The organism is Brenneria uluponensis (assembly GCF_032395385.1).
Taxonomy (GTDB): domain Bacteria; phylum Pseudomonadota; class Gammaproteobacteria; order Enterobacterales; family Enterobacteriaceae; genus Prodigiosinella; species Prodigiosinella aquatilis.
Genome location: NZ_CP135917.1, coordinates 3843642 through 3859164 on the forward strand (window position 1 = coordinate 3843642; position 15523 = coordinate 3859164).

Here is a 15523-nt window from a genome sequence, read left to right on the forward strand (position 1 = left end):
AGTAATAATGTTACCTGCGTGCAGATCAACTGATAATGACTTTAAAGTGTTGATAGGTCAAAAGATTAAAAGTGGGAACATGAGAAATGTCTATGAAGTAAATGGATATACTGACTTTATAATTAAAGAGGATACTACAGCTGGTAACAAAGCAAATGAAACGGAAGCAACAGTATATTTCACTGCTGTTATAAAAAATTTTCAAAGTGTTCTTGAATGTATTGCCGAGATCAGGAGTATTAGCCAATCTGGTAAGTATCTTATTATGGAAAAATTAGAAGCTAACATACCGAGTAATTTAAGGCCTGATGGTAAGATGCCTGACGAGGTATCTGATAATAAGTTGGAGAATTTTGGAATAACCTTGGGTAATAACAAAATCAAATGCCTTGATTACGCACTTCTTAAAAATGATCACAAGCCAGGAAAAATATCAGGCAATGTGCGATCAGCAAACCTCCCCACGGATCAGATTATCGATGAGATGAAGCAACGTATTGAATCCATAATTCAGATAATTAATGATTCTTAACTACGACCTAAATTTTAATAATCCCACCAACACTTACCGGCGAGAAGCGGACCTGCCAATAGCGGGTATTTCTAACATGTGTTTGGTATGACTGCAGACAAGGTAGCGAACTTGGTGAGAGATGTAATGCCATGGCTCGTCGAACTACCTGCGAAACATCCCATCTTCACCTATGCATCTATCGATATGTTAAATAACTTTCCAAGCTTTTACTGCTTGTTCAGACATCCATTTTTGAAAGTCATTAACTGCCTCTAAATTCCAACTCGCATACTCCTTAACCTTTGATGCCAATTTGTATTTTGACTTTTCATATTCGGTTTTTTTTACCTCGAAAGAGGCTCTTTTTAGATTATCTTTATCCATTAAAATCATATTCCCGAGTCTATCTTTCACATCATTGACTCCCTCCCCAAAAGAAGTACACCAATCTTTTTCTGGATTGAAAGGACAAATATGCTCTAATGTAATTTTTTCATAATCGCAACGGTTACCTAGATATTCCTCAATCTCAGCCAAAAGGAATCTGATTTTTTTTGCTGTTTGTCTACTTGGCATTCGATGAAATTCAAATGCGTTAAAGAAAATATTATCATCAGGATACAATCGCTTGAACTCATCGCCATGTTTCACATGACTAGCTCTTTTATATTCTCGATTAGAAACCTTAATTGCAATTTGATTATACATAGATTCTTGTTCACTTGGTGACAAATGACAAATAACATTGTATCGAATAGATAATACATATAGACAGCGTGCAAGGTTGACAAATTCTTCGGGAGTGAATTTATTGAAAGCCGCAAGTAGTATAGTCAATGGCTGTTTTATATTGAATAGCCTAATTCCGTTGAGGTAATGCATTGCATCTTTGTATTTCATATCTTGTTCAGCCCACCATTCATCATTTGGACTAATCAATGATGCATAAATAGATGCGGAATCTATCAATGATCTTAAATAATCATATGCTTCTTTAGGGGTCGTTATTACTCTTCTCATGGAAGAGTAGAGGTCATTTTTTGTCACCATTCTCCTGTGAGAATTATGATGATACCTGATATAATCAGACACATTACTTTCTCCAAGCTGAGCAATGATCTCCGACCATTGCTCATCTAATTCATCTAGTTCCTCATCTCCGATCTTTTCATCTTTAGTTACTATTGAAAATAAATAGTTTTTCAATAGGTCTGGTGTTGATAATTGAACACCTCTAGCGTTTAAAGTTTCAAATACTTTGTATGCATTAAGATCATCTTGAACAATAATTTTCGTAAAAACCATGCTTGAAGAGAAATCAGCGATAAATTGTGCAATTTCAGACCCGGAGTTGCCGAAGGTTTTTTTATTGAAAAATTCAAAGCATTTTCGAAGTAATTTATTCGTAGAGGTTGTGCCACGACTATTAGGAGCCTCTAAGTTTGAGCATATTTTTTGAAAGTATCTTTTATTATTTCTGTTCAAATCGAGCTTGCTGATTACTTTTAACGAAACGAAGTTTTTATTACCAACAAAGGTCTTTGTTATTTCATTAAGTCGCTCAGTGTTCTCTTCAACTTCCTCTCCTTTGTCTATCAAATTTTTAATAGCTTTCATAGCCGCCAGAACTATAATAGACAAAGTAACTAACCGTTGTTGTCCATCAATGACTTCATGTTGGTACTGCTCTTTTTGTTGAAGAACTATATAACCCATATAGTGGAACCCTTCATCATCAAGCGTAGTGACATCACTCCACAGGTCTTCCCATTGGCCTATATCCCATGCGTAGTCTCTCTGAAATCTAGGAACAATGTACTTATTTGATCCTCCAATTAATTCATTAAAGTTTTCATTTTTTGGTTCCATTAACATAAACTGCTTAGTCATATAGTTAAAATCCTTTATTTTTTTGAGATTAATATCATAATTATGTCAACGCCACGATCTTTGACCGTTATTTGCCATTTTCATGCCCGCTAGATGCTTTCTTTACTGATGCTGTCCGCTTTCCGCCATTTCATCGTCACTGATTGGCATGGCGTTTTTGGTCAGCACCCCAGCTTTACGTTTTTCCTTCAACCTATAGCTTTCTCCTTTGATATTCAGCGTGGTTGAGTGATGCAGCAGCCGATCCAGGATCGCCGTAGCCAGCACGTTATCTCCGAACATCTCTCCCCAGTCTGCGAAGCCTTTATTTGACGTCAGGATGATGCTCGCTTTTTCATATCGTCTGTTCAGCAACCGGAAGAACAGGCCGGCTTCCTCTCTGGTCATCGGCAGATAGCCTATTTCGTCCAGGATCAGCACCCGGGCATAACTCAGTTGCTGTAACTGACGCTCCAGACGGTTTTCCAGTTTCGCTTTCATCAGCGTCGCGATCAGTCTGTCCAGTGGCATGAACAGTACCCGATGCCCTGCATCCGCCGCTTTCACGCCGAGAGCAACGGCCAGATGGGTTTTCCCGACACCTGGAGGACCCAGCAGGATTACATTCTCGCAGCGCTCCACGAACGCCAGACCGGCCAGCTCCCGGACAACCTTACGATCGATGCCCGGCTGGAAGGTGAAGTCGAACTGCTCCAGCGTTTTGACCCATGGCAGACGCGCCTGCTTCAGTCGGGACTCCATGCCGCGCTGATGTCTGCCGTTCCACTCCTGCTGCAGCGCCATGCACAGGAACTCCCGGTAGTTCAGCTCTTTTTTAGCCGCCTGCTCCAGCAGGCTTTCAACGTGATAGCTCAGGTGCTCCATTTTCAGGCGACTCAGCAGCGCTTCAAGTTCATGCATCACAGCAACTCCTCATAAGCACTCAGTGGGCGATGTTCTACCATGCTGACCTGCTGCCAGAGCGGGGCGTGGTGTTCCGGCACAGTCTGCCAGCCAGACGATGCTGAACAGAGTCGGTGTGACGCCACCTGTTGCTCATTGCTGTAGATCCGCAACTCATCATCCAGTGAGATCCGTATTGAGACCGGCTGTCCACACAAGGTTTCAGGAACACTGTAACGATTGCCGCCAACCTCGATATAACTGTCCCAGGACACATGGCGGATGTCGAAGTAGCTGGTATCGAAGTCTGTATCCGGCAACGGCTGCAGATGCTCCTGTTCCAGCGCGAAGCGCTGTTCCGGTGTTTCTTTGAACTGGCGAAGCTCCCGTTTATCAGCAACATCCGCCATCCACTGCTCCAGTTGCTGGTTAACATGAGCGAAGCTGTCGAACGTGCGGTACCGGACGAAGAAGTTCTCCTTGAGATACTTCACCATCCGCTCTACTTTTCCTTTGGTTCTGGCCCTGCGTGGGCGGCAGGCCCGTGGCAGGAAGTCATAGTGATCGGCCAGCAAGAGGAACCCGGAGTTGAACACCACTTTTCCGTTGTTATTTTTCAGCACCGCTGCCTTCTGGTTATCAACCAGCACAGTTTTCACACTGCCATCGAAGTAGCGGAAGGCGCGAACCAGCGACTCATAGGTGTGTTCAGCATCCTGCTTTGGCGCGGCGAAGACATGGAAGCGTCGGGAGAACCCCAGCGTATTAACCGCGAAGTTAACTTTACACCGTAGCCCGGCAACCTCCAGCTCGACTTCGCCCCAGTCGTGCTGGAGCTGATATCCCGGCTGGGTTTCGAAGCGAACCGTTCTTTTTGATGGGCGCATTTTACGTTTGGGCTGGATGTAGTAACGCAGCATGGAACGCCCGCCGGTATAGCCCATTGCCTTAATTTCCGCGAGGATGACCTCGCTATTCCAGACATTCTCGGCCAGGCGCATGTCGATGTAGTCCATAAACGGTTTCAGCTTAACCATTTTGTGGCGAGTCTTTCTGGCTGGCGGTTCAGGGTATTTGAGGTAGCGTCTGACAGTTCGTTCAGAGCAACCCACCTGAGTCGCAATATCGACAATGTACGCACCCTGCTGGCGCATTTGCTTTATCATGTAAAAGTCCTCTCTGCTCAGCATGTTGATGTCCTTTCTGGTGTGAGAACCTAAAGGAAACAACATGTAGGGTGGAGCGGACAATACTAATGGTGAATTACCGTCTTATATCACTGGCGCTAACATAATTAAGTTAAATGGACTCTTGCATCATATGAATCGTTACAGATTATCTTGACACTCTAGGACCATTGTTGACTACCCTATCCGGTAGATAATACAGCATTAGTGTAGGTAATGTCCGCTATGCATTCCACGCTCTTTGAAAGAAATATTGTCAGCAGTTTGTCTGCATGCCCTGAGTATTCGTTAGCGAACGTGGAGCACTTACTGGCTCGAAAGCAAAGCGGCAATCATCAAATCACATGATTCTGGCACAATATTCGTAACCAGTAAGCGCATACCCTGAATCACTTAAAAGTGTAACTATCAGGGCTCGAATGACTATACCTGGCACAGGCTGTGTGAAAACTACTATTCACTTTTTGGTCTAAGCAGTGACTTAATATGATCAACCATTCTTGATAAACCCATGCGGAGACCCACTTTATCTATTAAAATTAGAAGCATACGATTACATATTGCGAGTACAGATATGACGCATCACATTAAAGTCCAAGGCAGACATCGGTCGACTTTGTTCCCTGAGGTGCTGGATGATTTTGTCACTGAAGATAACCCAGTCAGAGTAGTTGATGTATTTGTAGAGGGATTACAGCTTGATTCTCTTGACTTCGAGAGAGTTAATGCGAATATAACGCCAGAATACCCACCCAACACCCAGCATCTTTTCTGGTAATACGCCGAATAAGATTAATGCCGAGATTAATATGAATTAACATCAGTCCCCCTCAGCCACATCATTCCGATAATAAACCTGTTTAATATAGCGCCCACGGCCATCACCGTGACCTAAATCCATTGAAACCAGTGCCAGGACTTCGCTATCGTTAAAACCATTATCTTTGTGATATTTTGAAAGTTCGCGGGCAAAATTATAGCGCATGCTATGTGGTGCTTTCTCACCATTCAAACCAGCTTTACGAAGAAAATATCGATACCGGTTAATTGCCTGATGAATGCCTGGCTTGTCAATAAATTTACCATTGCGCTCCCTGGCTTCTTTTTCTGCATACAAAATTGCCCTTCGGGCTTCATTGCGATCAATGATTGTTGTATCACGGGGACGGCCACCTTTCGTACCAAACACAACACGAATGGATTTATCACCACGCTCAATGGCCTGTTTCCAGGTTGATAATGATTTGCAGGCCTCAACCGACTCTTTCGTTCTTAATCCGAAAACATAGGCCAGTCTCATCGTGGCAGCCACACCGCGATCCTGTTTTTCAATTTCATTAAAGGCTTTTAAAAACTCATCTTGTGTTAACGCTGTTTTCGTTCCATCACGATTTACGCCCGAAATACCGAGCGATTTATTATTCAGTCGTTCATTTTTAGGGTCTGCCAACCGGTGTTTCCCCGCAGTGCATATTCTGGCCGCTCGTGAACACTCATTCTGGCGGAACGTGAACGCTGTTTCTGGTTTTGCGTGAACGCGTATTCCGGCGGAAAATACCACGATTTTGCACCATGACCAGAATCACTGTTCATTTTGCCAGAATCGGTGTTCACCTGACCGGAATTGCTGTTCACGTCTCCAGAATCATTCTTAACGCATTGATTTTTCCTGTTATACCTCTCCCTTTCATTCCTGGGAGAGATGTATGCCAAACAAGAGGATCGCAATGCGTAAAATCCATGAAATTTTAAGGCTGCGTTTTGAGGTCGGCCTGTCCTTCCGTCAGATAAGCCAGTGCGCCGATGTCAGCACGGGTGCCATCCAGAAAATGCTCAAACGCCTTGAGGCCTCTGGGATCACCTGGCCGCTACCAGAGGGGATGTCAGAGCCCCAGCTTGCCAGCATGCTGTATCCGGAGTCTGACAGTCGTCCCGGCGCGCTGGAAGATCCTGACTGGGCTGAAATCCATATGGAGCTGCGTAAGAAAGGCGTCACTCGCCACCTTCTGTGGGAAGAATACTGCCAGCGGATACCCGTCCGGGCGTACAGTTACTCGCAGTTCTGCTGCCGCTACCAGACCTGGTGCCAGTCGCAGAAACGCTCCATGCGCCAACAGCATCTCGCCGGTGAAAAATGCTTTATTGACTACTGTGGACCCACGGTGCCGGTTATCTCGCCAGAAACCGGTGAATGCCGCCAAGCGCAGATCTTCGTGGCAGTATTGGGAGCCTCAAACCATACCTTCGCGGAGGCCACGTATACACAGTCGCTACCGGACTGGCTTCTCAGCCACGTCAGGATGCTGGAGTTCTTCGGTGGCGTCCCCGAAATCCTGGTCCCAGATAACCTCAAAAGCGGGGTTAACAAAGCCTGTCGCTACGATCCCGAACTCAACCCATCCTACCAGCAACTGGCGGAGCACTATCAAGTTGCCGTGATACCTGCTCGCCCCCGAAAACCCAGAGACAAGCCAAAGGTGGAAGTTGGCGTTCAGATCGTTGAACGCTGGATCCTGGCCCGGCTGCGGCACCAGGTCTTCTTCTCGCTGGCAGAGCTGAACCACTGCATCCGTACGTTGGTTACGGAGCTCAACGAGCGTCCCTTCAAAAAACTGCCCGGCAACCGGCGGGAAGCCTTCGAAAGGCTTGATAAACCCGCACTTCGACCGTTACCGGTACAGCCATGGCGCTACCGCCACATAAAGAAAGCGAAGGTGAATATCGATTATCACGTCGAATATGAGCTGCGCCATTACTCGGTGCCGCATCAGTACGTCGGTAAAACGGTGGAACTCCATGCCTTCGACAACCTGCTTGAGGTCTGGGCTGATGGGCAGATGATCGCCAGCCACCCTCGACGTCTTCATCCGGGTAACAGTACTGCGGCAGAGCATATGCCAGAGCGTCACCGCCATCATCAGCAGTGGACGCCGGGGCGGTTGAAAAACTGGGCTGCCGGTGTGGGACCCGACACGCTCACGTGGGTCAGTGAACGTCTGGCAGAAAAAGCGCATCCGGAGCAGGCCTATCGCTTGTGTCTGGGGCTGCTGAGCCTGACGCGTGAGTATCCTTCTGAGCGAGTTAACAACAGCTGTCGGCTGGCTAATGCTGAGGGGCTGACCCGACTGAAGCAGATAAAATCGATACTGAAAAATAACCGCGACCTTGTTCCAGTGGACGGTGATCTGCATCCGTCACAGGAGCTTCCTCAAGAGCATGAGAACATCCGTGGCCCACGCCACTTCCACTGAAACAGGAAACCCAATAATGCCACATACGCTGATGAAACAACTGACAGAAATGAAACTGACAGGAATGGCTGCCGCGCTGTCGTCGCAGATGGAACAGCCAGGCACTTACGAGGAGCTCTCCTTCCGGGAAAGACTGACGCTGCTAGTCACGCGTGAATCTCTCGAGAGGGATCAGCGCAAGCAGAAACGTCTGTTGCAGAAAGCACGGTTAAGGCTGGAAGCTTCGGTCCACGACATAGACTATCAGCCAGCGAGGAACCTGGAACGTTCACGGATCGCCCAGTTAAGCCAGAACGAATGGGTGCTCAGAGGGCAGAACCTGCTGATAACCGGCCCCTGCGGTTGCGGTAAAACCTATGTGGGTTGTGCTCTGGGTAACAATGCCTGCCAGCAGGGTTACAGCGTGCAGTACTGGCGCCTGAGTCGGTTACTGGTTGAACTGACGCACAGCCGGGCAGATGGAAGCTACAGGAAGCAGCTTGCACAACTCTCGAAAACGCAGCTACTTATCCTGGATGACTGGGGGCTGGAACCGCTTCAGGCGGCTCAGCGCAACGATCTTCTGGAGCTAATGGACGATCGCTACGGTAAAAATGCCACGGTGATGATAAGCCAACTGCCAACGGATGAGTGGTATGGCTGTGTGGGGGATAACACGCTGGCCGACGCTATCCTGGATCGCCTGATGCATAACGCCCATCGACTGGAAATGAAAGGTGAGTCGATGAGAAAACGACTGGCACAGGTTGACTGAAAGTGAACGGTCGGTGTAATAAAAGGAAGTTAGGGCGCGTTAGGAAATAACGCGTTCACGTTCCTCCGGAACGACCGTTCATCTTCGCCAGAATACGCACGCAGCACTGAAGATCCCCCTTAATACTGACATTTCATTCTGCAGAGTGCGATTGCTCAGATTTAAACTCTTTCGGTATTCAATATAACTCTCTACGTAACGCACTTTTAACGCGTCAACGCTACGTAACTTGATACCTGTATTGTTAAGGTGTTCAAGAAAGTAACGCCCAATACGCTGACGATCTGCAATAGTCGCGTATCCCCCTGCCCCAGCTCTGGCAAGCGAAATGAACGCTTTCCTGAAACACTCAATCTTGGAACGGGTACTTTTCTGCTTCATTCTTCTCCCCTGCGCAACATTCAGACAAAGCCTTTCTGCCGTGAACCACTCATAAGTGGCACCTGGCAGAAAGACTCACAACGATGACCAATACGTTGGTCAGACGTCCATGCGTGTCGGTTAGTTTGCCATCCTGGCCGTCAGATACTGTGTAGCATGGCGAGGCTGTGTTGAGTTGTTGCAGGAGCCCGTTAAGCACTCTGTGCGACGGTTTTTATGCTCCCCGTTCACCCAGTTTTGGTGAACGCCTCAGTACCTGGACGATGTCCTCCTTTTTCATGTAGTCAGGACTTAAAAAAGTCATTAGTTGAAGTTTCAAGTTTTGCGGACGTCCGTGAAAACGGACGCAAAACGGATACGTAGTTACGGAGCGATTTGGTGATTCTCGTGAAAAACACTTAAAATCGCTTTCAAAGCCGCGTATTACGTGGTGTTGACGTTGTCCGCCTTGCGGCGTCACTTGGTACTCGTTTCACTCGAACGCAAGTGACGCCGCGCTCCTCTGCTCTCAATGCGTACGTGGAAGATGCCAAATGTTCCAATTGGCATACCCACGGTCTGCAAAGTTTGCAACCGTAAGCTGACGTCAAAGCATCAAATCGAAACGAGTAAAACATTCGCAGAATGTATCTGCGATAGAAGATTCTGCATAAAGCAGATCGTAGTGAAGTGAACCTTCATCGCTGTTGCGATCCTCGTTTTCAAAGGTTAAACGAGGGTACCGCCCGAAGGCGCCACCTCTCAGGTTAAGGTGGCATTGGCATGTGATCACCCGAAGGCGTCCCTCTCAGACCGCTGGGACATTGGCGTGTTGCGCGAGGCAACTGATATAACTCTGTTAGCTTAAGGTAATAGATGTTTTCGAAGCAAGGACTTTTAATCAGAGAAAACTCTCAATCTCATCCTGTCTTAGATATGTAATTTTCACTAATATTTTTTATAGTAGGACCATAAATCATAACCTCTGCTGACCTGCCCCCAATAATTAAGCCGACACTTAACTAGTAACATCGTTTTGAGCCGTATCATTTTTGCCACTGCGATAGTTTGCAGCGAATTCCAACGGCGTCAGGTAATTAAGCGCAGAATGTGGTCTTCGCTCGTTATAGTCCTGTCGCCAGTCGCTGATGATCTCGCGTGCCTGATCAAGATCCTTGAACCAGTGTTCATTCAGGCATTCATCCCTAAACCGCCCGTTAAAACTTTCGATAAAACCATTTTGTGTCGGTTTTCCCGGCTGGATAAGTTTTAACTCAATGCCATGATAATGAGCCCATTGGTCCAGCGCATGGCCGGTAAATTCTGGCCCCTGATCGGTGCGTATCGCTTTGGGATAACCCCTGAATAACGCCACATTATCGAGTATCCGCGTCACCTGTTCGCCAGAGATCCCGTGCGCAACAGCGATATCGAGGCTCTCTTTGGTGAAATCATCCACGCAGGTCAGGCATTTTATCCTTCTGCCACCGGCGAGAGCGTCCATGACAAAATCCATCGACCAGGTCATGTTTGGAGCACTGGGCCGAACAAGAGGTTGACGCTCCACGGACAGCCCTTTACGACGCTTTCTCCGGTGAACAGCCAATCCATTTTCATGATAAATACGGTAGACTTTTTTATGGTTTACGTCGACGCCATCGCGTCGCAGCAGTTGCCAGATACGACGGTAACCAAAGCGTCGGCGCTCATGCGCCAGCGCTTTTATCTGTTCCGACAGCGCTTCATCCCGTTGTGCCCGAAGAGAGCGATAACGACAAGTTGCTCTGGAAAGCCCGGCAAGATGGCAGGCACGACGTTCTGAAATACCTGATTGCTGGCACATCTGAGCAACCGCATTGCGCTTGTGAGACAGTGTTAATACTTTACCCCAAGCGCTGCCTGCAGGGCCTCCTTGTCCAGCATGGTTTCAGCCAACAATTTTTTCAAACGTGCGTTTTCATCTTCAAGCGCTTTGAGACGCTTGACTTCGGAGACTTCCAGACCGCCAAATTTTTTTCGCCACGTATAAAATGTCGCATCGGAAATATTATGCTTACGGCACAACTCCTTAGCTGTCATGCCGGCCTCAGCTTCGCGCAGGATGCCAATGATCTGTTCTTCAGAGAAACGCTTTTTCATGGGTAATGTCCTCATCGTTCAATGATAAACATTACTAGCCTGGCGATGGACTAACCAGAGGGGAGCAGGTCAAGACTATAAGAAGAATGTTAATTAATTTGCCAGTTGGCGTAAATGTGTGGAGATCCCCCAATAGAGCTTCACACATTTTCCATCCAACATTTCTAAAAGAGAATAACTAGCATTCGGCTGATAGTAGCGAGAAAAATTATCTATTTTTCCTTCTTTCAACAAAGCAAGTACCCCCTGAGTAACCTGCCCATGAGTTACAATACAAAGAGTTTGGTTCATCGCCATCGCTTGTTGTTCGTGCAAAAAATCGATAACACGTTTAGATGCCTCCACCAAAGACTCCCCTCCAGGAGGACAAAAACGAGCATCTTGAACAAACAGTGCCTTCGCTTCATCGGGATGCTCTCGTTGCAACTGCGTTAATGGCGTTCCTTCATAATCGCCGAAAGCCTGTTCCTTAAGTGAAGGATTTGCAATAAGCGGGCAGAGAAAATAGCCCGCAAGTGCCTTTCCCATACTCCACGCGCGACCAAGTGGCGATGAGTAAACACATTCTACGCAATGATTTTCTTCCGCTAACACCGCAAGTAATGCTGTTGTCTCCAACGCAGCACGTGCGGTCAATGGACTATCCTTGTGTCCTTGAATAATACCGCACAAGTTCCATTCTGTTTCCGCATGTCGAACAATTATCACTTTCATAATAAATTATAAGTGCTTAAGTAACTGGCCTGCATCCATTTGTGGCTGCGACGGCAAGGTGTGCCAGACATGCCAAACTGAGGCAATGACATGTTCTTTTCGATGTTCTGAAATACGATCTTCTGCAAGATGCTCAAGCCATTCAAGCGTATTCAAATAAAGTGTAAGATCAGTATATGCCGCCTTCCATAGAACATTCTCCAACATCAACATCAGCAACTGCTCAACTTTATTGAGGTTAAAATCAACATAAGGCTGATGTTTATTTGCACATAGCATCTTCACCAGTCTTTCACTTTGTGACAAAGTGGCTCTTGGGATAGCAATTGGTAATGTACTCATTTTCAATAGTGGAAGCATATCGCTCAACGCCTGCCGGAACAACGCTTTATCTACACCCGCAAAACTGTCTTCGCCTAATAACCAAGGCGTAATAGCACGCCGAACAGCATAAAATACTCGTACTGCTTTTTTGGCAATATCTAGGTCACTTACGCTCAACGCGGCGATATGAGAGAAAATTTCTCTCCCTTCATTACCGTGTTCACCTTCAATATTGATTTTTTCGTGCACAATCTGGCTTTGAATCGCCTCAGAGGAAAGATTTGAGTTTTCCAACACGTCAATGTAAATCTGACTCTCATCACTGTTACCTTCCATCAAAGTCACCAATGTCACAAATGTTGGTAGGTGAAAATGCGCAGCACGCAACAACATTGCCATCATGGTCTCAGTGCAAAGATGAGGGTGGCTTAACTCTATCTCCTCCTCGCTCATACCAAAACCTCGGAGGGAGCGGTGCAATAACTTTTCATGACCGACTTCATCAAAGAAAAAATCACGTATGGCCATCGTGAGACCATCATTATTATAATCGCGCAGTGAGGCGGTGAGCACACGCTCCGCAGCTCTGGTTACATGATAATATTCAACAGACCAACGCTTTAAAGCTGCATTATCAATAGTTTTGGTAAAGACTTTACGGCTAAACTCATCCTGTTCAAAGGCCGGCAAAACAATATTAAAATAGTAGTTCTCGATCTCACAAATAAAAGCCCGCCCCGAAATAACATCACTAACAGGCTGTGCGTCGGATAGTAAATGCTGCTCATCAAGAATAACAACAAAATCAGAAACAGAGTAAGGTTGCATTGCAAAGTCAAACTTCTCTTTTAAAAATGAAATATCAAAATCAGCATTGTTAAGATGTTCAAGTATATATCCAGCAGCTTGTGCCATTGTTTCACTTTCGAAATCTATAGTAAAATTTTCACTATTGTTGATAAAAGTAATTTGCTGTTTATCAATCTGATATTTGATACCTTGCACAAGGCATGGATAATTTTGATAAGTCATTTGGCATCCTTAATATAATAAAGGCACTCCATAAAAATGGAGTGCCGTACTTTCATTATTACAGACGAGCGTTCATTACTGGAATAACACGACGAGTTACTTTCATGTTAGCCTCCTTTCTTAAAGTTAATATTCCTCACATGAGGGCCTGTCCTTCAAAACGAGAATCTATTGGTAATAAAAAATTTAATAAATAAAACGATCACATATTTGATAACTTTCTTTTATTGTGACGCAGCCACATCTTTCAATATATTTAGCGACGACAGGCAGCCCTTTATTCATCCAGAGGGTCATTTCCTCTGTCGAATACGTTTTTGTTATCTGCCGTGGTGAATCATAAAGTAATCCATGAAACTTCACTACTTCATCAAACTGTTCACGCGTCATTCCATATTGCTGCTGATAAGGCCAGGATTGATTCTCAATAATGGAATAATCTCCATCCCACCGCGCAGAGCTACACTGCTGTTGTAGCCACGCAAGGAGTGCTGGCATCGGCTCATAAATTTCCGCCTTCCAGAAATCAGAAAGTAATAAAACGGGTGCTTCAAGCTTTGCTTGTTTTAAAAGCACTAATAATGACGACCACTCACTTTCTGATAATAAATTAAAAGAAAGTGTTACATCTATTATATCACGTAAAGTAAATTTTTTTGCAACCCCATCACGAAAAGTAAACTCGGCAATAGAAAGTAAAACTAAACGAGTTACTTCTGTCAAGCCAGATAATTGATCGAAATATAAACTCGAGAAATTCGAAACAGGAAAGGCATTAACATGAATCTCAACATAAATGTCATCAAGTGCACGCTCGCCTTCATTATTTTTTAGTCGAAATTTGGCCGAACCCGCCATGCCATTGCGAGTCTTACGCAACCAAACAAACATTTCTCTGAAACCTAACGACACTAAGTATTCATGTGCAGAAATAAAATCATGCTCATTTTTATATAATACATCAACATCTCGAGATTCTCGCTGAAATCCTTTGGGGTAAAGGCTCCTAAAACTTTCACCTTTGAGTTTAATCAGTGAACCTGGTAAACATCTACTCGTTAGTTTCTCTAGTATTTTTTCATGAAGCAATTCTTTCTGTTTATATATCTCTAGTCTTTTTTTAGCCCATGGTGTTAGTATATTAGTTTGACGCCAAATATCAAGCCAAGCATACAATAATTTATTACTATAAAGCTCTTCCCAATTGCTATCATTAATAACCGGCAAGGTAACCTCAGAACCAGCAATGAGATATTTATTGAAATAATCATAAAAACCAAGAATTTCTTTATTAAATTTCATAGACAGATTTTCTGTGTGATTGAATTGCCCATAATGTAACTGGGAATGTTAAAACTAACTCAGAAATCGCTGTAAGTAAATATACTTGGCGCACACCGGCGTGCCATGCAATATATCCACCGAACAATGTGGCAATAGGTATGCCGCATTTCACCATTGCTCCTGAGATACCTAGTGTAGTTCCGTAACTAGCTGGATCAGAGCATAGCTGACGCAACGTACGAAAAGAAACTGAAGAGACAACTATCGATAATGACTCAATGAACATTGAAACCATCAATATTGGATAGTTATTTAGTTTATAAACGAGAAAATAAAGTAGTGCATTTACCAGCATCGAGGCAACCAACAAGCCAAGCAACAACGATGGCTTTTTACTGATAAAACTCAGCAACCATGCACCCACAATGCCACCGATACCTGCCGCAGTGATAATGGTTCCGGTGTCTAGGGCGCTGAGTTTTAATTCATGTGTAGCGTAAAAAACCATTAATGTCGCGGGTGCAGTTTCAATGGCATTAATGAGCATTATTATCAATGATAGTTGCATCAGTACCCGGTTGATTCTGAATGCCTTAATCCCATTTTTAATCCTCGAAACAAACAATGAACCACACGGCACCTTGGATATTTCATTTTGGCGTTCATAATGCGGAGTGATAAGTGATACAATAAAAGAGAAAACAATCAACATGATCAGCGTTAACTGTAATGACCTAGTCAGTGCCCATCCCATAACAAGCGGCACGACCACAGTCACTATTTGTTCAAATAACGATGTTCGCGCATTAAAATTTCCTAAATCCTCTTTCGGTAACACATCATAAGCTGTACGGCTAGTACCTGCAGATACACTGTATGCAACGGCCGACATAATAAGTAGTGCTACATACAGAGCCTGTATTGGTAACCATTCGTTATAAACTAGAATCAGCACCAGTAGTGGAAGCAAATGAAGGTAGAGGCTCCAGCGCATGATCACACCTGCCCCCCAAGAGTCGATGGATGCGCCGACAATAATGCCAACTAAAATGTAAGGTACGTATTCAATAGCGCGGTATGACGCAAATACATCAGCATCAACGATACGCTGAGCAAGGAACACTGGAATTAAGACCGATAGGCCGACAGCTATGATTTTAGAATAGGTAAACTGTAGAAGTAATCGGTTCAT

The 15523-nt window shown here is 45.1% G+C and carries 12 protein-coding genes and 2 pseudogenes; 4 read left to right on the top strand and 10 right to left on the bottom strand.

Going from position 1 to position 15523, the window contains the following annotated elements; translation table 11 throughout:
* The first annotated feature begins 79 nt into the window (after positions 1-79).
* Positions 80-532, top strand: a complete 453-nt coding sequence (locus RS889_RS17840; protein WP_315708197.1) for a hypothetical protein — start codon at positions 80-82, stop codon at positions 530-532.
* Between the two features lie 189 nt (positions 533-721).
* Here the strand turns inward: RS889_RS17840 and RS889_RS17845 are convergent, their stop codons facing one another.
* From RS889_RS17845 to istA (RS889_RS17855), 3 genes are all read right to left on the bottom strand, one after another.
* A complete protein-coding gene (locus RS889_RS17845; RefSeq protein ID WP_315708198.1) occupies positions 722-2404 on the bottom strand; it encodes a DUF262 domain-containing protein in 1683 nt (560 codons plus the stop codon).
* Between the two features lie 102 nt (positions 2405-2506).
* Complete coding sequence (gene istB / locus RS889_RS17850; protein WP_315708199.1) at positions 2507-3304, bottom strand: IS21-like element helper ATPase IstB; 798 nt, start codon at positions 3302-3304, stop codon at positions 2507-2509.
* Positions 3304-4476 (bottom strand): IS21 family transposase, encoded by a 1173-nt coding sequence (gene istA / locus RS889_RS17855; protein ID WP_315707433.1) that lies wholly within the window; start codon positions 4474-4476, stop codon positions 3304-3306. Before istA (RS889_RS17855) ends, istB (RS889_RS17850) begins: the two co-directional genes overlap by 1 nt.
* Positions 4477-5047: 571 nt before the next feature.
* Here istA (RS889_RS17855) and RS889_RS23865 point away from each other — a divergent pair.
* Positions 5048-5191: pseudogene (locus RS889_RS23865) on the top strand (IS5/IS1182 family transposase); the annotation flags it as partial.
* A 102-nt stretch (positions 5192-5293) separates the two neighbouring features.
* Here the strand turns inward: RS889_RS23865 and RS889_RS17860 are convergent.
* Positions 5294-5974, bottom strand: a pseudogene (locus tag RS889_RS17860) (integrase domain-containing protein); the annotation flags it as partial.
* A gap of 205 nt (positions 5975-6179) precedes the next feature.
* Between RS889_RS17860 and istA (RS889_RS17865) the strand changes: the two are divergent.
* Both istA (RS889_RS17865) and istB (RS889_RS17870) read left to right on the top strand, forming a co-directional pair.
* A complete protein-coding gene (gene istA, locus RS889_RS17865) occupies positions 6180-7724 on the top strand; it encodes an IS21 family transposase (RefSeq protein WP_315708201.1) in 1545 nt (514 codons plus the stop codon).
* 13 nt (positions 7725-7737) lie between these two features.
* Entirely contained in the window at positions 7738-8478 is a 741-nt protein-coding gene (istB, locus tag RS889_RS17870) for an IS21-like element helper ATPase IstB (protein ID WP_286118345.1), read from the top strand.
* Positions 8479-8556: 78 nt separating this feature from the next.
* Here istB (RS889_RS17870) and RS889_RS17875 read toward each other — a convergent pair whose 3' ends face one another.
* The 6 genes from RS889_RS17875 to RS889_RS17900 form a co-directional block, all read right to left on the bottom strand.
* A complete protein-coding gene (locus RS889_RS17875; RefSeq protein WP_315708202.1) occupies positions 8557-8859 on the bottom strand; it encodes a phage integrase N-terminal domain-containing protein in 303 nt (100 codons plus the stop codon).
* A gap of 997 nt (positions 8860-9856) precedes the next feature.
* Positions 9857-10977 (bottom strand): IS3 family transposase gene (locus RS889_RS17880; protein WP_315708203.1). Its coding sequence is split into 2 segments (ribosomal slippage): positions 9857-10725 and positions 10725-10977, totalling 1122 coding nucleotides; the frame shifts between segments, so codons are not numbered across the junction.
* Between the two features lie 93 nt (positions 10978-11070).
* Complete coding sequence (locus RS889_RS17885; RefSeq protein ID WP_315708204.1) at positions 11071-11691, bottom strand: histidine phosphatase family protein; 621 nt, start codon at positions 11689-11691, stop codon at positions 11071-11073.
* A 6-nt stretch (positions 11692-11697) separates the two neighbouring features.
* Positions 11698-13047: an iron-containing redox enzyme family protein gene (locus tag RS889_RS17890; protein WP_315708205.1), complete on the bottom strand. Its 1350-nt coding sequence runs from the start codon at positions 13045-13047 to the stop codon at positions 11698-11700.
* Positions 13048-13233: 186 nt separating this feature from the next.
* Positions 13234-14349 (bottom strand): nucleotidyltransferase family protein, encoded by a 1116-nt coding sequence (locus RS889_RS17895; protein WP_315708206.1) that lies wholly within the window; start codon positions 14347-14349, stop codon positions 13234-13236.
* Positions 14339-15523 (bottom strand): MFS transporter, encoded by a 1185-nt coding sequence (locus tag RS889_RS17900; RefSeq protein ID WP_315708207.1) that lies wholly within the window; start codon positions 15521-15523, stop codon positions 14339-14341. The genes RS889_RS17895 and RS889_RS17900 overlap by 11 nt, the downstream gene beginning before the upstream one ends.